This window comes from Rugamonas sp. GW822-FHT03B10 (assembly GCF_058801745.1).
In genome coordinates this window covers 16,840-34,155 of the sequence record NZ_JBXANP010000016.1, presented here as the reverse complement: position 1 = coordinate 34,155, position 17,316 = coordinate 16,840, and the positions used below count along the sequence as shown (strand labels likewise).

At 67.2% G+C, this 17,316-nt stretch carries 16 protein-coding genes and 1 tRNA gene; 11 read left to right on the top strand and 6 right to left on the bottom strand.

Translation table 11 applies throughout. The features are described from left to right. Nucleotides 1-15 precede the first annotated feature (15 nt). Nucleotides 16-897: an N-acetylmuramic acid 6-phosphate etherase gene (murQ, locus tag AC1RQG_RS21390; protein WP_493134371.1), complete on the bottom strand. Its 882-nt coding sequence runs from the start codon at nt 895-897 to the stop codon at nt 16-18. 84 nt (nt 898-981) lie between these two features. Then, a complete protein-coding gene (locus tag AC1RQG_RS21385; protein ID WP_493134370.1) occupies nt 982-1,722 on the bottom strand; it encodes a GntR family transcriptional regulator in 741 nt (246 codons plus the stop codon). A 212-nt stretch (nt 1,723-1,934) separates the two neighbouring features. Between AC1RQG_RS21385 and AC1RQG_RS21380 the strand changes: the two genes are divergently transcribed. Continuing rightward, entirely contained in the window at nt 1,935-3,194 is a 1,260-nt protein-coding gene (locus AC1RQG_RS21380; protein WP_493134369.1) for a D-amino acid dehydrogenase, read from the top strand. Nucleotides 3,195-3,507: 313 nt separating this feature from the next. Here AC1RQG_RS21380 and AC1RQG_RS21375 read toward each other — a convergent pair whose 3' ends face one another. Together AC1RQG_RS21375 and AC1RQG_RS21370 are read right to left on the bottom strand one after the other, a co-directional pair. Further along, nucleotides 3,508-3,822 (bottom strand): hypothetical protein, encoded by a 315-nt coding sequence (locus tag AC1RQG_RS21375; RefSeq protein ID WP_493134367.1) that lies wholly within the window; start codon nt 3,820-3,822, stop codon nt 3,508-3,510. A 149-nt stretch (nt 3,823-3,971) separates the two neighbouring features. Further along, nucleotides 3,972-4,484, bottom strand: a complete 513-nt coding sequence (locus AC1RQG_RS21370; RefSeq protein ID WP_493134366.1) for a glycoside hydrolase family protein — start codon at nt 4,482-4,484, stop codon at nt 3,972-3,974. A gap of 225 nt (nt 4,485-4,709) precedes the next feature. Here AC1RQG_RS21370 and AC1RQG_RS21365 point away from each other — a divergent pair, with 225 nt between their 5' ends. From AC1RQG_RS21365 to AC1RQG_RS21320, 10 genes are all read left to right on the top strand, one after another. Further along, nucleotides 4,710-5,147 (top strand): YchJ family protein, encoded by a 438-nt coding sequence (locus AC1RQG_RS21365; RefSeq protein ID WP_493134364.1) that lies wholly within the window; start codon nt 4,710-4,712, stop codon nt 5,145-5,147. A 37-nt stretch (nt 5,148-5,184) separates the two neighbouring features. Continuing rightward, nucleotides 5,185-6,807 carry a carboxyl transferase domain-containing protein gene (locus tag AC1RQG_RS21360; protein WP_493134362.1) on the top strand — a complete coding sequence of 541 codons (1,623 nt, stop codon included), beginning with the start codon at nt 5,185-5,187 and terminating at the stop codon, nt 6,805-6,807. An 11-nt stretch (nt 6,808-6,818) separates the two neighbouring features. After that, a complete protein-coding gene (locus AC1RQG_RS21355) occupies nt 6,819-7,604 on the top strand; it encodes an enoyl-CoA hydratase/isomerase family protein (RefSeq protein WP_493134361.1) in 786 nt (261 codons plus the stop codon). A 27-nt stretch (nt 7,605-7,631) separates the two neighbouring features. Continuing rightward, nucleotides 7,632-8,960, top strand: coding sequence for an adenosylmethionine--8-amino-7-oxononanoate transaminase (gene bioA, locus AC1RQG_RS21350; protein ID WP_493134359.1), 1,329 nt, complete (start codon nt 7,632-7,634; stop codon nt 8,958-8,960). A 2-nt stretch (nt 8,961-8,962) separates the two neighbouring features. Next, entirely contained in the window at nt 8,963-10,156 is a 1,194-nt protein-coding gene (bioF, locus tag AC1RQG_RS21345) for an 8-amino-7-oxononanoate synthase (protein WP_493134357.1), read from the top strand. 1 nt (nt 10,157) lies between these two features. Then, nucleotides 10,158-10,922, top strand: coding sequence for a dethiobiotin synthase (gene bioD / locus AC1RQG_RS21340; RefSeq protein ID WP_493134355.1), 765 nt, complete (start codon nt 10,158-10,160; stop codon nt 10,920-10,922). 26 nt (nt 10,923-10,948) lie between these two features. Further along, complete coding sequence (gene bioB, locus AC1RQG_RS21335) at nt 10,949-11,992, top strand: biotin synthase BioB (RefSeq protein WP_493134353.1); 1,044 nt, start codon at nt 10,949-10,951, stop codon at nt 11,990-11,992. Between the two features lie 108 nt (nt 11,993-12,100). Beyond that, the gene (locus AC1RQG_RS21330; protein WP_493134352.1) at nt 12,101-14,155 is read left to right on the top strand and encodes an acetyl/propionyl/methylcrotonyl-CoA carboxylase subunit alpha; all 2,055 of its coding nucleotides are present in this window, start codon (nt 12,101-12,103) and stop codon (nt 14,153-14,155) included. Nucleotides 14,156-14,167: 12 nt separating this feature from the next. Continuing rightward, nucleotides 14,168-15,100, top strand: coding sequence for a 2-hydroxyacid dehydrogenase (locus AC1RQG_RS21325; protein ID WP_493134351.1), 933 nt, complete (start codon nt 14,168-14,170; stop codon nt 15,098-15,100). A 4-nt stretch (nt 15,101-15,104) separates the two neighbouring features. After that, nucleotides 15,105-16,025: a hydroxymethylglutaryl-CoA lyase gene (locus tag AC1RQG_RS21320; RefSeq protein ID WP_493134350.1), complete on the top strand. Its 921-nt coding sequence runs from the start codon at nt 15,105-15,107 to the stop codon at nt 16,023-16,025. A 170-nt stretch (nt 16,026-16,195) separates the two neighbouring features. Here the strand turns inward: AC1RQG_RS21320 and AC1RQG_RS21315 are convergent. After that, nucleotides 16,196-16,272, bottom strand: a tRNA-Pro gene (locus tag AC1RQG_RS21315). A 126-nt stretch (nt 16,273-16,398) separates the two neighbouring features. Then, on the bottom strand, nt 16,399-17,313 hold the full coding sequence (gene rsmI / locus AC1RQG_RS21310) for a 16S rRNA (cytidine(1402)-2'-O)-methyltransferase (protein WP_493134348.1): 915 nt from the start codon (nt 17,311-17,313) through the stop codon (nt 16,399-16,401). Nucleotides 17,314-17,316: the final 3 nt, after the last annotated feature.

Sequence of the window (17,316 nt, the reverse complement as noted above, 5' to 3'; positions counted from 1 at the left end):
GACGCTAAAATCGTATCATTTCGTCAATGCGGCGCGCACGCTGCCGTCGGCCGCGTCCAGCCAGGCCTGGGCCTGCTCCACGTCCGCCTGCCGCAGCAGGGCGACGATGGCCACCTTGACGTGGAACCGGCATTGCTCAAGCACGTGGCGGGCCGCCGCCGCGTCGGCGCCGGTGGCATGCATGGTGAGCCGCACGGCGCGCGCCATCAGCTTGGCGTTGGTCGGCTGCAAGTCTACCATCAAGTTCCCGTACACCTTGTGCAGCCGCACCATCAGCGCGCTCGACAAGGTGTTGAGCACGATCTTCTGCGCCGTGCCGGCCTTCAGGCGCGTGCTGCCGGAGATGATCTCGGGGCCGGTGTCGACCGTGATGCCGAGGTCGGCCTCGCGCGCCAGCGGCGAGCCGGCGTTGTTGGCGATGCCGATGGTGAACGCGCCGAGCTTGCGGGCCGCCTGCAAGGCGCCCAGCACGTAGGGCGTGGCGCCGGACGCGGCCAGCAGCAGCACCACGTCGTGCGGGGCCGGATACAGCCGGCGCACGTCGGCCGCGCCCTGCTCGGGCTTGTCCTCGGCGCCCTCGACGGAGGCGAACATGGCCGGCTGGCCGCCGGCCAGCACGGCCAGCGCCCGCTCATGGGGCCAGGAGAAGGTGGGATGCAGTTCCACGCTGTCGAGCACGCCGAGCCGGCCCGAGGTGCCGGCGCCCACGTAGATCAGGCGGCCGCCGGCGGCTATGCGCGGCAACATCGCTTCCACGGCGGCCGCGATGGCCGGCGCGGCGGCCCGCACGGCTTGCACGGCGCGCGCCTGATCGTCGATCAGCGCCGCGATCAACTCCGGCAGCGGGTACTGGTCCAGCTGGCCGTGGTCCGGATGGGGGGTTTCCGTGTTCAGCATCGCCGTGGTCCGAGAAGGAGACAGGCTCAGTGTAATCCCAAACCCGCGCCTACCGCCATGAAAGCTTTGCTACCCCGGGGCAAGTCAGGTCGGGCGCCGCATCTCGGCCACGAAATCGTAGTGGTCGCTGTGGCAATAGGAATGGGTCAGTTCCATCGCCTCGCCCGACTCCAGGTAGGCGATGCGGGTGATGTAGAGCACGGCCTGGCCCTCGGGCACGCCCAGCTGGCGGGCCAGCTCGGCCGACGCGTTCATGGCGCGGATGTGCTGCAAGGCGCGCACCGGCGCCTTGCCGATGCTCTCCAGATGCCGGTACAGGGAATCGCCGACCGCCTCCGGGTCGGCCAGCACGGTCTGCGGCAGCACGCTGACCTCGTAGGCCATCACCACGTCGTCGGCCAGGCGCAGGCGTTCCAGCCGCGCCACCTTCGAGTACGGCGACAGGCCCAGGCTCAGTTGCTCGTCCGGCGACGGGGTGACGATGGAACGCTTGAGCCAGCGCGAACCGGGCTGGTGGCCGCGCTGCTGCAACTGCTCGGAAAAACTGGTCAGGTTCGACAGCGGCTGCTCGATGCGCGGCGCGATGTAGTTGCCCGAGCCGCGGCGGCGCACCACCAGGCCCTGGTCCACCAGCTGGTCGATGGCCTTGCGCGCCGTCACCCGCGACACGTTGAGCAATTCGGACAGCGTGCGCTCGGACGGCAGCGCCTGGTCCACCTGGTAGCGGCCATTGTGCACATCATCGGTCAGCTTGCGCGCGATTTGCATGTACAAGGGCGAATTGTCCTTGTCGTCGGGTTTGAATGCGGCACTGCTCTGGCTCATAAAATCTCCTGTTGGCCGATAGTGTACTGGCGTTAGGGGGCGCGCGTGTAGTCGGGATACATGAATTTCCTTCCGTTTGGCGGAAATCGACAAGCAATCGTGCGCTGCAATGACCGGATCACGCTTTTTTCATCGCCCCGGCCACGCCAACGGCGGTATGCTGGCGTCATCGGCGGGCGCCCCGGGGGCGGCCCGCGCAACCGGGAGGCGCGATGGGACAGCGGGTGATCGTCATCGGCGGCGGCGTGGTGGGGTTGACGACGGCATGGTGGCTGCTGGAAGCGGGCTACCGCGTGCGCGTGCTGGAGCGGGCGGCCGAGCCGGCCAGCGGCGCCAGCCACGCCAACGGCGGCCAGCTCAGCTACCGTTACGTGTCGCCATTGGCCGACGCCGGCGTCCCCGTGAAGGCGCTGCACTGGCTGCTGCAGCGCGACGGCCCGCTGCGGCTGCGTCCCGAGGCCGACCCGCGCCAGTGGCGCTGGCTGGCGCAATTCCTGTCGCGCTGCAATGGCGCCAGCAACGCCCGCACCACGGCCGTGCTGCTGCGTCTGGGCGAACACAGCCGCGCCGCCATGGCACAGCTGATGGCGCTGATTCCACCGGACGAATTCGCCTGGCGCGCGCCGGGCAAGCTGGTGCTGTACCGTTCGCCGTCCCTGTTCGACGCGGCCGCCGCCCGCGCCCGCGCGCAAGCGGACCACGACGACGGCCAGGTGCAGCTGTTGTCGCAGGACGAAACGGTGTTGCTGGAACCGGCGCTGGCCACGTTGGCGCCCGCCTTGGCCGGCGCCATCTACACGGGCGGCGAGGCGGTGGCCGACTGCCGCGCCTTTTGCCTGGCGCTGGCCCGCGTGCTGCGCGCACACCCGCGCTACGACGGCATGCTGCAAGGCGGCGCGCATGGCTGGCGCGTCGAGGGCGGCAAGGTGGCGGCGCTGGAAACGAACCTGAGGCCGCTGCAGGCCGACCAGTTCGTGCTGGCCGCCGGCATCCAGAGCCGCGACCTGGCGGCCGGCGCCGGGCTGCGGCTGCCGCTGTATCCACTCAAGGGCTACAGCCTGAGCGCACCGATCCGGGCCGGCGACCTGGCCCCGTCCATCAGCGTGACGGATTTCGAGCGCAAGACCTTGTACGCGCGCATCGGCGACCAGTTGCGGATCGCGGCCATGGTGGACATGGTGGGCGAGCGCGCCGCCCCCGACCCGCGCCGTGTGGCCAGCCTCACACGCACGGCCCGCACCGCCATGCCGCACGCGGCCGATTACGGACATGCGATCGCGTGGTCCGGCCTGCGCCCGGCCACGCCGGACGGCGCCCCCATCATCGGCGCCACGCCGCTGCCCAACCTGTGGTTGAACGTGGGCCACGGCGCGCTGGGCTTCACGTTCTCCTGCGGCAGCGCCAGCTTGCTGGCCGGTATGATGAGCGGCCAGCCCGCGCCGTTCGCGCTGGCGGGGTTGGGCTTGCGCTAAATGCCGTGCGTTCCCACACACCTGTCTGGCTGGTGGCCGGAACACATAGGGGGCCGCGTTTTCTTTCCGGTTTTACTAGATCACGCTATTCCGAACTAGTTCGCACGGAATGCCACTATTTCAGTCTACATAGTACGAAATAGCAGGGTTAAAACGTACTAAATCGCTCTAAAAGAATAGTGCCGTGTAGTGGCATTTAGTGTTGCCCCTACGGTCATTTTAGTGAGCGATAGTGCATGGTAGTAGTCCCTGGTAACGATTAGAGGCGTTTATAAAACATCTTCTGCCGGAGGGCGGGCCCGCCACCGCCGCCTTAGTCCTTGCGCGCCTCGAAGAAATAGCCGTCCCAATTGAAGACCATGCGCGCTTTGGCTTTCAGGAATAGATCCGTGCAGCGGGCATCAACCACGGTCACGGGATCAGGCAGGCCCAATTTTCCCGCCCTGGCATGCCATTGTTCGCGCAGATATTGGGCTGGCTCGCGCTCCACCCGTTCATAGGTGGGATTTTTGCACTGCATGCCATTGAAACTGAAGGCTTGGCCATTGATGCGCATGCGGCTGCCGATCAGGCTTCGGGCCTGATTTTTGGACATGCCTGCAATATCTGCGGTGTCGAGCACGGACACGACGCGCCAACGGCCGAAAATGTCCGCATTTGGATTTTGCGCAAATGCTGGCTGAGCGGACGTTGCAAAGGCGACGAGCAGAAACGCACAGACGCATCGCAAGTCCGGACCGCCCGGGCGCCTGAATTGGTTCAAGGTTCTTGATGTGTTCATTTTCTGAATGGCGCGCTTTCTTCTCTCCGGCGACTGATTAATCCTCCGGCAACCACCATTTGGGTGCCGTGCTTCGTCCGGACGCGGACATGTATCATGGCCGAGATTTTGGTCGCCGCACCACGCAAATCCCCTTCATCCACGAGTTCAAGGACTTTCGCCGCTCCCTTGCCCCCCATGTTGTAGGTAAAGCTGACCAGGGCGTCATATTGCTCTTGGTTGATATTTTGCTTGGTCACGCTTGCGCGGACGGTTCTTTCCGCCGCTGCGACACGTGTCGAAAATTCTGCCGAGATGGCGGCAGCGCTGACGGGCTTTTTCAGTTCGTCTTTGGTGCATGGCCCGTGGTGGGCGAGGATGCCGGCACCCCAAGTGCAATTTCCTCTGCCCTTGCCCATGTCGTCGTAATAGTTGAAAACATCCTTTTCGCGCGCCCGAAGGCGCATGCGCGCACCAGAACTGAAATTCATTGTGGTTCTTGCCACTGTGGTGGCGGTCTCCGTTGCCATGCAATCCGCCGTTGTTGATGTGAGCGGTGGTGCTCGATGAACTCAATGTAGATTCTTTGCGATGCGACGCCGTGAGCTAGCCCAAAGCTTCGCTTGCTCCTTAGTGAGACCGGCAATGTCGGAAGGAATTGAGAAGGTTGCACAGTCGCGGCGGGCGGCCCGGGAGCCCGTCCGTTCCGGAATTGGCGGATAATGCGGGCTTGTTCCGCCGTCCGCCCTCTTTTCATGTCCAAAAAAACAACGACGTCCGCGGCTTGCCCGTGCGGCGGCCCTTCCTACGCCACCTGCTGCGGCCCCTACCTGGAGGGCGCCGCCATCCCCGCCACAGCCGAGCAACTGATGCGTTCACGCTACACTGCCTACACTTTGGGCAACGAACCCTACCTGCTGGCCACCTGGCATAGCAGCACGCGCCCAACGGAACCCATCATCGTGGCGGGAGAAAAATTGCAGTGGCTGGGACTTGAGGTAAAATCTGCTTTACGTTTACGTCAACGTAAAGCAGAATCCGACGACGCGCTGCGCCAGGACACCGTCGAATTCGTGGCGCGCTGCAAGCTCAATGGCCGCGCCCAGCGTCTGCACGAAGTCAGCAATTTCGTACGCGAGGAGGGCGAGGGCGGCTTGCGCTGGTATTACGTTGACGGGAGTTTTCCAGAATAAAGGCGCCGGAGACAGCGCCACAACACGAGGAACAACCATGCCGCACATCGAAAGCAAACTCAATCCGCGCAGCGAGGACTTCAAGACCAACGCCGCCGCCATGCAAACCCTGGTCGACGACCTGCGCGCCAAGGTGGCGCAGATCGCGGCCGGCGGCGGCGCGGCGGCCGCCGCCAAGCACGTGGCGCGCGGCAAACTGCTGCCGCGCGACCGGGTCCAGATGCTGCTCGATCCCGGCACCCCGTTCCTCGAGTTTTCCCAGATGGCCGCCTACGGCATGTACCAGGACGCCAACGGCGTGGACGCGGCGCCGGCCGCCGGCATCATCACCGGCATCGGCCGCGTGGCCGGCCAGGAATGCGTGATCGTGTGCAACGACGCCACCGTCAAGGGCGGCACCTACTACCCCGTCACGGTGAAAAAGCACCTGCGCGCGCAGGAGATCGCCGACCAGAACAACCTGCCCTGCATCTACCTGGTCGACTCGGGCGGCGCCAACCTGCCCAACCAGGACGACGTGTTCCCCGACCGCGACCACTTCGGCCGCATCTTCTACAACCAGGCCAACATGTCGGCCAAGGGCATCCCGCAGATCGCCGTGGTGATGGGCTCGTGCACGGCAGGCGGCGCCTACGTGCCGGCCATGAGCGACGAATCGATCATCGTCAAGGAGCAGGGCACCATCTTCCTGGGCGGCCCGCCGCTGGTGAAGGCGGCCACCGGCGAGGTGGTCACGGCCGAGGACCTGGGCGGCGGCGACGTCCACACCCGCCTGTCCGGCGTGGCCGACCACCTGGCGCAGAACGACCTGCACGCGCTGTCGCTGGCGCGCACCATCGTCTCCAACCTGAACCGCACCAAGCCGCAGCAGATGGCGCTGCGCGAATCGGTCGAGCCGAAATACCCGACCGAGGAACTGTACGGCGTGATCCCGGTCGACACCCGCAAGCCCTTCGACGTGCGCGAAGTGATCGCCCGCATCGTCGACGGCAGCGAGTTCGATGAGTTCAAGGCCCGCTACGGCACCACGCTGATCTGCGGCTTCGCCCACATCTTCGGCATGAAGGTCGGCATCATCGCCAACAACGGCATCCTGTTCTCCGAGTCGGCGCTCAAGGGCGCCCACTTCATCGAGCTGTGCGCGCAGCGCAAGATCCCGCTCGTGTTCCTGCAAAATATCACCGGCTTCATGGTCGGCCGCAAGTACGAGAACGAAGGCATCGCCCGCAACGGCGCCAAGATGGTGACGGCCGTGGCCACGGCCGCCGTGCCGAAATTCACCGTCATCATCGGCGGCAGCTTCGGCGCCGGCAACTACGGCATGTGCGGCCGCGCCTACTCGCCGCGCTTCATGTGGATGTGGCCCAACGCCCGCATCTCCGTCATGGGCGGCGACCAGGCGGCCAGCGTGCTGGCCACCGTCAAGCGCGACGGCATCGAAGCCAAGGGCGGCCAGTGGTCGGCCGAGGAGGAGGCCGCGTTCAAGCATCCCATCAAGGACCAGTACGAGCACCAGGGCCACCCCTACTACGCCACCGCGCGCCTGTGGGACGACGGCGTGATCGACCCGGCCGACACCCGTATGGTGCTGGGCCTGGGCCTGTCGGCCGCCCTCAATGCGGAAATCCCCGATACCAAATTCGGCGTGTTCCGCATGTGATGGAGGCTGCCATGACCTATCAAACCCTGACCATCGCCATTGCCGACAAAGTCGCCACCGTCACGCTGAACCGGCCCGACGTGCGCAACGCCTTCAACGAAACCACCATCAGCGACATCACGCTGGCCTTCGATCAGCTGGGCCGCGACGAAGCCGTGCGCGCCATCGTGCTGGCCGCTAACGGCCCGGCCTTCTGCGCCGGCGCGGACCTGAACTGGATGAAGAAGATGGCCGGCTACTCCCACGAGGAGAACAGCGCCGACGCCATGCAGCTGGCCGAGATGCTGCGCACCATCTACCTGTGCCCCAAACCCGTGGTGGCGAAAGTGCAGGGCGACTGCTACGCCGGCGGCATGGGCCTGGTGGCCGCCTGCGACATCGTGGTCGCGGTGGAGGAGGCCAACTTCTGCCTGAGCGAAGTGAAACTGGGCCTGATCCCGGCCACCATTTCGCCGTATGTGATCAAAGCCATGGGCGAGCAGGCGGCGCGCCGCTACTTCCTCACGGCCGAGCGCTTCACGGCGCAGCAGGCGCTGCGCATCGGCTACGCCCACGAGGTGGTGGCCGCCGGTGAGCTCGACGCCACCGTGGCCGCCATCGTCAAGGCGCTGGTCAACAACAGTCCGCACGCCGTGCAGCAAGCCAAGGTGCTGGTGCGCGACGTGGCCGGACTGCCCGTCACCGATGCGCTGCTGGCCGACACGGCCGAACGCATCGCCCATATCCGCGCTTCCGAGCAGGGCCGCGAAGGCGTGCAGTCCTTCCTGGAGAAGCGCAAGCCGGCCTGGTTGAACTAGGCGGGCCATTTTTCAGCTGGAGTATCTTTGGAACCGAACAAACAAAGCGACTGGGTCGCACGCAGCCTGCGCAGCGTGTGGCATCCGTGCACCCAGATGCAGCACCATGAAACTGTGCCGCTGATCCCCGTCAGCCATGGCCGGGGCGCCTGGCTGTACGACCACGAAGGCAAGCGCTATCTGGACGCGATCAGCTCCTGGTGGGTGAACCTGTTCGGCCATGCCAACCCGCGCATCAACGCCGCGCTCAAGGAGCAGCTCGACCTGCTGGAACACGCGATGCTGGCCGGCTTCACCCACGAGCCGGTGATCCGCCTGTCCGAGCAACTGGCGGCCCTCACGGGCGACGTGCTCGGTCACTGCTTCTACGCCAGCGATGGCGCCTCGGCCGTCGAAATCGCGCTGAAAATGAGCTTCCACAGCTGGCGCAACCGTGGCCTCGCCGACAAGCAGGAATTCGTCTGCCTCAAGGGCAGCTACCATGGCGAAACCATCGGCGCTTTGGCCGTGACCGACGTGGCCCTGTTCAAGGACGCCTACGGCCCGCTGCTGCGCGCCAGCCAGACCGTGATGTCGCCCGACGCGCGCCAGGCCGTGGACGGCGAAACGGCGCAGGACGTGGCGCGCCGCGCGGCGGCCGATGTCGAGCGCCTGTTCATCGAACGCGGCGACAAGATCGCCGCCATCATCATCGAACCGCTGGTGCAATGCGCCACGGGCATGGCCATGCACGATCCGCTGTACCTGACGCTGGTGCGCGAATTGTGCGACCGCCACCACGTACACCTGATCCTCGACGAAATCGCCGTCGGCTGCGGCCGCACAGGCACCTTCTTCGCCTGCGAGCAGGCCGGCATCTGGCCCGACTTCCTTTGCCTGTCCAAGGGCATCAGCGGCGGCTACCTGCCGCTGTCGCTGGTGATGACGCGCGACGACATCTACCAGGCCTTCTACAGCGCCGATGTCACGCGCGGCTTCCTGCACTCGCACTCGTACACGGGCAACCCGCTGGCCTGCCGCGCCGCGCTGGCCACGCTACAGATCTTCGAGGACGACCACGTGCTCGCGCACAACCGCGCGCGCGCCGAACGGCTGACGCAGGCGCTGGCGCCGCTGGCCAACCATGAGCGCGTGCGCCACTTCCGCCAGCGCGGCATGATCTGGGCCTTCGACGCGATCCGCGCGCCGGCCGACTTCTCGCGCCGCTTCTTCTCCACGGCGCTGGAACACGAACTGCTGATGCGCCCCATCGGTTCCACCGTCTACATGATGCCGCCCTACATCCTCAGCGACGACGAGATCGACGGCCTGGCCGCCAACACGCTGGCCGTGTTCGACAAAGTACTGGCGGGCTGACCATGGAACTGCTGAATCAACTGGACGCCCAGCTGCAAACGCTGGCCCAACAAAGCCTGATCCGCACCCGCCGCGTGGTGGACTCGCCCTGCGGCCCGCGCGTGCGCGTGGACGGGCGCGAGCTGCTGGCCTTCTGCAGCAACGACTACCTGGGCCTGGCCAGCCACCCGGCGCTGGCCGCCGCCCTGCAGGAAGGCGCGGCGCTGTACGGCGCCGGCAGCGGCGCCTCGCACCTGATCTCCGGCCACGGCCGCGCCCACGCCCAGCTGGAGGACCGGCTGGCCGAATTCGTCGGCGCCCACCTGGAGCGCCCGCGCGCGCTGTATTTCTGCACCGGCTACATGGCCAACCTGGCCATGATCACCGGCTTGACGGCCGGCGACCGCGACGCGGCCATCTTCTCCGAATCGCTGAACCACGCCTCGCTGATCGACGGCGCCCGCCTGGCGCGCGCCGCCGTGCAGGTCTACCCGCACGCCGATCTGGACGCGCTGGCCACCATGCTGCAAGCAAGTACGGCCGCCACCAAGCTGGTGGTCACCGACAGCGTGTTCAGCATGGACGGCGACCTGGCCGACCTGCCGGCCCTGCTGGCCTTGTGCGAACGGCACGGTGCCTGGCTAGTGGTGGACGACGCCCACGGCTTCGGCACGCTGGGCGAACATGGCCATGGCGCGCTTGAGCATTTCAAGCTGCAATCGCCGTACCTGGTCTACATGGGCACGCTGGGCAAGGCGGCCGGCGTGGGTGGCGCCTTCGTGGCGGCCCACGAAACCGTGATCGAAACGCTGATCCAGAAAGCCCGCCCCTACATCTTCACCACGGCCGCCGCGCCCGCGCTGGCGCACGCGCTGCTGGCCAGCCTGGACCTGCTGGAAGGCCCGGAAGGCGTGCAAAGACGCGCACACCTGCAGGCATTGGTGGCACAATTGAACGACGGCCTGCGCCTGACGCGCTGGCGGCGGCTGCCCTCGGACACGGCGATCCAGCCGATTCTGATCGGCGACAACGCCGAAACCATGCGCGCCGGCGCCGCCCTGTACGAGCAGGGCCTGTGGGTGGGCACGATACGCCCGCCGACGGTGGCGCCGGGCACCTCGCGCCTGCGCGTGACGCTGTCGGCCGGCCACACCCACGCGGACGTGGCCACGCTGGCGGATGCTATCAATGCCATCAACGCCTTGGAAAGGATGTGACATGAGTCTGGACGACCCCGTTCTGGCCGCCACGCCGCAGGTGCAGCCCGCACCGGCGGCCGCCGGCGCGCGCCCCCGCTTCGCCTGCTTCACCACCGGCACCGACACCGAGATCGGCAAAACGCTGATCTCGGCCGCCATGCTGCACGCCCTCGTGCGAAGCGGTGTGCGCGCCTGCGGCATGAAGCCCGTCGCGGCCGGCGCCGAACTGCGCAACGGCCGCTGGCACAATGAAGACGCCGACCAGCTGATCGCGGCCGGCAACGTGTCGCTGCCGCAGGAGCTGACCACGCCGTTCCTGCTCAAGGAAGCGGCCGCGCCCCACATCGCGGCCGAACTGGAGGACGAATACATCTCGCCCGTGCCCATCCTGGCCGCCTACATCGAAGTGAGCGCCGCCTCGGACGCGGTGGTGGTGGAAGGAGTGGGCGGCTTCCGCGTGCCGCTGAACGAGGAGTTCGACACGGCCGACCTGGCCGAGCAGCTCGACCTGCCCGTGGTGCTGGTGGTGGGCATGCGCCTCGGCTGCATCAGCCACGCGCTGCTGACGGTGGAGGCCATCGCCAGCCGCAACCTGATGCTGGCCGGCTGGGTCGCCAACGAGGTCGACCCCGACATGGCCTTCATTGACGAGAACATCGCCGCGCTCGAGCAACGCATCCCGGCCCCGCTGCTGGGCCGCGTGCCGCGCCTGGCGCAACCATCGGCCGCCGCCGCCGCCGAATACCTGGACTTTACCAAGCTGCCCAACTGGCCGGCTGCCTAACCTGATTGACCGTAGAAGGAAACACGATGTCCCTGACCCAAGAACCGAAAACCGTTGAACTGCACCGTCCCACGGCGCCCATCACGCTGCCGGCCGCCGCCACCTGGCCGGTGGACGACGTGCTGGCCCTGTTCGAGCTGCCGTTCAACGACCTGATGTTCCAGGCCCAGCAAACCCACCGCGCCAACTTCCCGGACGGCGACGTGGAACTGGCCACGCTGCTGTCGATCAAGACCGGCGGCTGCGAGGAGGATTGCGGCTACTGCCCGCAGGCGGCCCGCTACGACACCGGCGTCGAGGCCAAGAAGATCCTCGACATCGACACCGTGCTGGACGCGGCCAAGCAGGCCAAGGCCAGCGGCGCGACGCGCTTCTGCATGGGCGCCGCCTGGCGCAGCCCGAAAGAGCGCGACATGGACAAGGTCGAGGAGATGGTGCGCGAAGTGAAGGCGCTGGGCATGGAAACCTGCGCCACGCTGGGCATGCTGGAGGAGCAGCAGGCGCTGCGCCTGAAGGCCGCCGGCCTCGATTACTACAACCACAACCTGGACACGGCGCCCGAGTTCTACGACAACGTGATCTCGACCCGCGAATACCAGGACCGTCTGGACACGCTGGGCCGCGTGCGCGAGGCCGGCCTCAAGGTCTGCTGCGGCGGCATCGTCGGCATGGGCGAGTCGCGCCTGCAGCGCGCCGGCCTGATCGCCCAGCTGGCCAACCTGAACCCGTATCCGGAATCGGTGCCCGTCAACCACCTGGTGCAGGTGGAAGGCACGCCGCTGTACGGCCTGGACCCGCTCGACCCGCTGGAATTCGTGCGCACCATCGCCGTGGCCCGCATCACCATGCCGAAGGCGCGCGTGCGCCTGTCGGCCGGCCGCCGCCAGCTGGGCGAAGCCGTGCAAGCGATGTGCTTCCTGGCCGGCGCCAACTCCATCTTCTACGGCGACAAGCTGCTCACCACCGGCAACCCGGAGGCCGAGGACGACCGCGCGCTGCTGAACAAACTGGGCCTGAAAACCCGCGGCACCGTGCTCGAATCGGCGCCAAAAGAGAAGTGCGGCTGCTAAACGAAGCCCGAAGCAGTCGACGATCAAGGGTCCGACCCTCGGGGCGGCCCCTGGTTTGCAGCAGGCTCCAAAAAACAACCCCAGCCACGCGCTGAACAGAGGAGACGTATGTTCACAAAAATCCTGATCGCCAACCGCGGTGAAATCGCCTGCCGCGTGGCCGCCACCGCCCGCCGCATGGGCATCAAGACGGTCGCCGTCTATTCCGAGGCCGACGCCAACGCCAAGCACGTGGCCGTGTGCGACGAGGCCGTGCTGCTGGGCCCCGCCCCGGCCAAGGAAAGCTATCTGCGCGGCGACAAGATCATCGAAGTGGCGCTGGCCACGGGCGCCCAGGCCATCCACCCCGGCTACGGCTTCCTGTCCGAGAACGCCGAATTCGCCGACGCCTGCGCCGCCGCCGGCCTGGTGTTCATCGGCCCGCCCGCGTCGGCCATGCGCGCCATGGGCTCCAAGTCGGCCGCCAAGTCGCTGATGGAACAGGCCAACGTGCCGCTGGTGCCCGGCTACCACGGCGACGAGCAGGACGCCGACTTCCTGCAGACCCAGGCCGACCGCATCGGCTACCCGGTGCTGCTCAAGGCCTCGGCCGGCGGCGGCGGCAAGGGCATGCGCGTGATCGAACACGCGGCCGACTTCAAGGCGGCGCTGGCCTCGTGCAAGCGTGAAGCGATCAGCTCCTTCGGCGACGACAAGGTGCTGGCCGAGAGATACCTGCTGCGCCCCCGCCACATCGAAATCCAGGTGTTCGCCGACACCCATGGCAACTGCATCTACCTGTTCGAGCGCGACTGCTCGGTGCAGCGCCGCCACCAGAAGGTGCTGGAGGAGGCGCCGGCGCCCAACATGCCGCCCGAGCGCCGCGCCGCCATGGGCGAGGCGGCCGTGGCCGCCGCCAAGGCGGTCGGCTATGTGGGCGCCGGCACGGTGGAGTTCATCGCCAACCAGGACGGCTCGTTCTACTTCATGGAGATGAACACCCGCCTGCAGGTCGAGCACCCGGTGACGGAAATGATCACCGGCACCGACCTGGTGGAATGGCAGATCCGCGTGGCGTTCGGCGAGGCGCTGCCGCGCAAGCAGCAGGAACTGGCCATCCACGGCCACGCCATCGAGGCCCGCATCTACGCCGAGAATCCCGAGAAGGGCTTCCTGCCGTCGATCGGCACGCTGCGCCACCTGGACACCCCGGCCGCCGTCGCGTTCGAGCTGGGCGGCGCGCCCGGGACCGGCGTGCCGGCCGCCGTGCGCATCGACTCGGGCGTGCGCGAGGGCGACGCCATCTCGCCGTTCTACGACCCCATGATCGCCAAGCTGATCGTGTGGGGCGCCGACCGCAAGCAGGCGCTGGCCCGCATGGCGCAGGCGCTGGCGCAGTACAAGATCGTCGGCCTGGCCACCAACATCGCCTTCCTCAAGCGCCTGGTGGAGGGCGACGCCTTCGCCGGCGCCGACCTCGACACGGGCCTGATCGAGCGCAACCAGGACAGCCTGTTCCCGGCCGCCCACGCGGCGCCGTCGGGCGCGCTGGCGCTGGCCGCCGTGGCCCTGATCGAGGCCGAGAAGGACGCCGCGGCCGCCCAGTCGGGCGCCAACCGCGCCGACCCGTGGGGCCAGGCGCTGGGCTGGCGCATGAACTTCCCATACGCGCGCACGCTGTCGTTCAGCGACGACTACGCGGCCACGCTGCCGGCCAAGGCCTACCACGCGGCCGTCACCTACCGCGCCACCGACTGGCTGTTCGCGCGCGACGGCGGCGAACCGCTGGTGCTGGGCCTGATGCAGCAGGACGGCTGCGACCTCAGCATCAAACTGGGCGACACGGCCGTGCATGGCACCGTGCGCCGCGACGGCGAGTTGCTGCACGTTTTCACGGGCGGTCATCACTATCCGCTGCATTACAATGACCCGATGGCGCACGCCGGCGAAAGCGAGGCCGAGGGCGGCCGCCTGACGGCGCCGATGCCGGGCAAGGTGGTGGCCGTGCTGGCCGCCAAGGGCCAGGACGTCAAGAAGGGCGAGGCGCTGGTGATCATGGAGGCGATGAAGATGGAGCACACCATCGCCGCCCCGCACGACGGCCTGGTGGAGGAAATCCTGTACAACGTCGGCGACCAGGTCGCGGACGGCGCGCCGCTGCTGGCCTTCAAGGCGGCGGCGTAAGCGGAGGGCATCATGCGCATCCTGTTGCACCGCGCGGACGGCAAGACCGAGCCGTGGATCAAGGACTTCGGCAAATTCCTGCCGGAGGCCGAGGTCGCGATCTGGCACGCGGGCGAGAAATCCCCGCCGTGCGACTACGCCGTCGTGTGGGCGCCGCCGGAAACCATGCTGCCCGAGCTGGCCGACGTGAAGGCCATCTTCAACACGGGCGCCGGCGTGGACGCGCTGCTCAAGTTCGGCGACGCGCTGCCGCGCCACGTGCCCATCATCCGCCTGGGCGACGCCGGCATGGGCGCGCAGATGGCCGAATACGTGGTGCACGCCGTGCTGCGCTACTTCCGCCGCTTCGACACGTACGAGGCGCAGGCCCGGGCCGGCACCTGGGCCCCGCTGCCGCAGTACCACCGCGAGGATTTCACGGTGGGCGTGCTGGGCATGGGCGCGCTGGGCAGCCAGGTGCTCAAAGCCTTGGCGCCGTTCGGCTTCCCGCTGCGCGGCTGGAGCCGCACGGAGAAGAACGTGGCCGGCGTGCAGTGCTACCACGGCCCGGCCGGACTCGACACCTTCCTGCGCGGCACGCGCGTGCTGGTGTGCATGCTGCCGCTCACGCCCGACACCAGCAACCTGATCGACCGCAGCAACATGTCCAAGCTGCCGCAGGGGGCTTACCTGATCAACGTGGCGCGCGGCGCCCATCTGGCCGAACCGGACCTGCTCAACCTGATCAAGGCCGGCCACATCGCCGGCGCCACGCTGGACGTGTTCCGCAACGAACCGCTGCCGGCCCAGCACCCGTTCTGGCAGGAGCCGCGCATCACCATCACGCCGCACATCTCCGCGCTCACGCTGCGCCGCGAAAGCGTGCAGCAGATCGCGGAAAAAATCCGCAAGATCGAAAACGGCGAACTGGTCGACGGCATCGTCGACCGCAACCTGGGATATTGAACACATGAACAAGCAAGCGAGCCTGCCCAAGCAAGTCAAGATCGTCGAAGTGGGGCCGCGCGACGGCCTGCAGAACGAGAAGGAGAACGTCCCGGCCGAGGTAAAGATCGAACTGGTGAACCGCCTGACCAGCGCCGGCTTCCAGAACATCGAAGCGGCGTCGTTCGTCTCGCCCAAATGGGTGCCGCAGATGGCCACCAGCCGCGAGGTGATGGACGCCATCGTGCGCAAGCCGGGCGTGATCTACTCGGCCCTCACGCCCAACATGCAGGGCTTCGAGGCGGCATTGGCCGCGCGCGCCGACGAGGTGGTGATCTTCGGCTCGGCCTCGGAGGCGTTCTCGCAGAAGAACATCAACTGCTCGATCGCCGAGTCGATCGCCCGTTTCGAAGGCGTGGCCAAGGCCGCCAAGGATAACGGCCTGCGCCTGCGCGGCAGCATCAGCTGCGCCTTCGGCTGCCCGTACCAGGGCGAGGTGCCGCTGGACGCCGTGGCCGACGTGGTGGGCCGCATGCGCGACCTCGGTTGCGACGAGATCGACATCGCCGACACCATCGGCGTGGCCACCCCGCGCAAGACGCAGGCCGTGATGGAGCGCGCCATCGCCGCGTTCCGGGTCGACGGCCTGTCCGGCCACTTCCATGACACCTACGGCCAGGCGCTGGCCAACATCTACGCCAGCATGGAAGTGGGGATCGCCATCTTCCACTCGTCCGTGTCCGGCCTGGGCGGCTGCCCGTACGCCAAGGGCGCCACCGGCAACGTGGCCACCGAGGACGTGCTGTACATGATGCAGGGGCTGGGGGTGGAAACGGGCATCGATCTCGACATCGTGGTCGACGCCGGCCAGTTCATCTCGCAATTCCTGGGCCGCAAAGGCGCCAGCCGGGCCGGCAACGCCATCGCCGCCAAGCGCGCGGCTTGACCAGGGGCAAAAACCGGGGTCAGACCCCTTGGGGGTCAGACCCCCAAGGCGCAAGCGTTCTATGGGTACCCGCCTGCGCGGGTAAGACGACTTTAGTTCAGCGGCATCAGCATCACGCCGCAAAAGGAAAAACCCCGTGTGATGTTTCCATCACACGGGGTTTTAAATTTTGGTCGGAGTACAAGGATTCGAACCTTGGACCCTCTGGTCCCAAACCAGATGCGCTACCGGGCTGCGCTACACTCCGAATAAAGAGAATCATACAGGCTCAGGTACGATCCGTCAAGGGGCGTGCCAATCAGTATGTACCATGGCGCGAATAATTCAAGGCGAAATGGCAGAAATTCCAAGCTTGATGCAACACAAAGCCCACTTATTCGCCGCCGTCCGCCTTCATCCGCAGCGCCAGTTCGTACAGCGCGTTCTTCTTGCGCCCCGTGATCTGCGCCGCCAGCGACGCCGCCTGCTTGACCGGGCATTCGGCCAGCAGGATGGACAGGATGCGTTCCGCCTCCGCGTCCTGCGCCTCGTCGGCGGCGGGCGCGCCGGCCAGCAGCACGACGAACTCGCCTTTCTCGCGGTGCGGGTCGGCCTTGATCCACGCTTCGGCCTCGGACAGCGGGCAACGGTGGATTTCCTCGAACATCTTGGTCAGCTCGCGCGCGAACACCACCTGGCGTTCGGGCTCGAACACGGCCGCCAGCGCGCCGGCGCAATCGAGGATGCGGTGCGGCGCCTCGTAGAACACCATGGTGGCCGTCACGCTCCGCAGCGACTGCAGGAACGTTTCGCGTTGTTTGGCCTTGGCCGGCAGGAAGCCGACGAAATAGAACTGGTCGTTCACCAAGCCGCTGGCCGACAGCGCCGTCACGGCCGCCGAGGCGCCCGGCAGCGGCAGCACGCGCAGGCCGGCCGTCCGCACGGCGTCCACGATGCGGGCGCCGGGGTCGGACACGGCCGGCGTGCCCGCGTCCGACACCAGCGCGATCCGTTCGCCCGCCTGCAGGCGCGCGATCAGCGTGTCGGCCACCTCGCGCTCGTTGTGCTGGTGGGCCGCGATCAAGGGCTTGTGCAGGCCGAAGCGGGTCATCAGCTGGGCCGTGTTGCGGGTGTCCTCGCACGCCACCGCGTTGACCAGGCTCAAAACATGCAGCGCGCGCAGGCTAATGTCCGTCACATTGCCGATCGGGGTCGCCACTACGTACAATGTTGCGCTAGGATAGGTCTGGTGCGCCGTTTCGCCCATCACGGGCAGGTTGGCGATGGTGCTGGAATCAGGTACGGTCATGGG

Bases quoted from the DNA above. Each gene is read 5' to 3' on its own strand.
- AC1RQG_RS21385 (WP_493134370.1), bottom strand. From the start codon at position 1,722: ATGAGCCAGAGCAGTGCCGCATTCAAACCCGACGACAAGGACAATTCG.
- AC1RQG_RS21360 (WP_493134362.1), top strand. From the start codon at position 5,185: ATGCCGCACATCGAAAGCAAACTCAATCCGCGCAGCGAGGACTTCAAG.
- AC1RQG_RS21365 (WP_493134364.1), top strand. From the start codon at position 4,710: ATGTCCAAAAAAACAACGACGTCCGCGGCTTGCCCGTGCGGCGGCCCT.
- AC1RQG_RS21380 (WP_493134369.1), top strand. From the start codon at position 1,935: ATGGGACAGCGGGTGATCGTCATCGGCGGCGGCGTGGTGGGGTTGACG.
- AC1RQG_RS21325 (WP_493134351.1), top strand. From the start codon at position 14,168: ATGCGCATCCTGTTGCACCGCGCGGACGGCAAGACCGAGCCGTGGATC.
- murQ (WP_493134371.1), bottom strand. From the start codon at position 897: ATGCTGAACACGGAAACCCCCCATCCGGACCACGGCCAGCTGGACCAG.
- AC1RQG_RS21355 (WP_493134361.1), top strand. From the start codon at position 6,819: ATGACCTATCAAACCCTGACCATCGCCATTGCCGACAAAGTCGCCACC.
- AC1RQG_RS21320 (WP_493134350.1), top strand. From the start codon at position 15,105: ATGAACAAGCAAGCGAGCCTGCCCAAGCAAGTCAAGATCGTCGAAGTG.
- bioB (WP_493134353.1), top strand. From the start codon at position 10,949: ATGTCCCTGACCCAAGAACCGAAAACCGTTGAACTGCACCGTCCCACG.
- AC1RQG_RS21370 (WP_493134366.1), bottom strand. From the start codon at position 4,484: ATGGCAACGGAGACCGCCACCACAGTGGCAAGAACCACAATGAATTTC.
- bioF (WP_493134357.1), top strand. From the start codon at position 8,963: ATGGAACTGCTGAATCAACTGGACGCCCAGCTGCAAACGCTGGCCCAA.
- bioD (WP_493134355.1), top strand. From the start codon at position 10,158: ATGAGTCTGGACGACCCCGTTCTGGCCGCCACGCCGCAGGTGCAGCCC.
- rsmI (WP_493134348.1), bottom strand. From the start codon at position 17,313: ATGACCGTACCTGATTCCAGCACCATCGCCAACCTGCCCGTGATGGGC.
- AC1RQG_RS21330 (WP_493134352.1), top strand. From the start codon at position 12,101: ATGTTCACAAAAATCCTGATCGCCAACCGCGGTGAAATCGCCTGCCGC.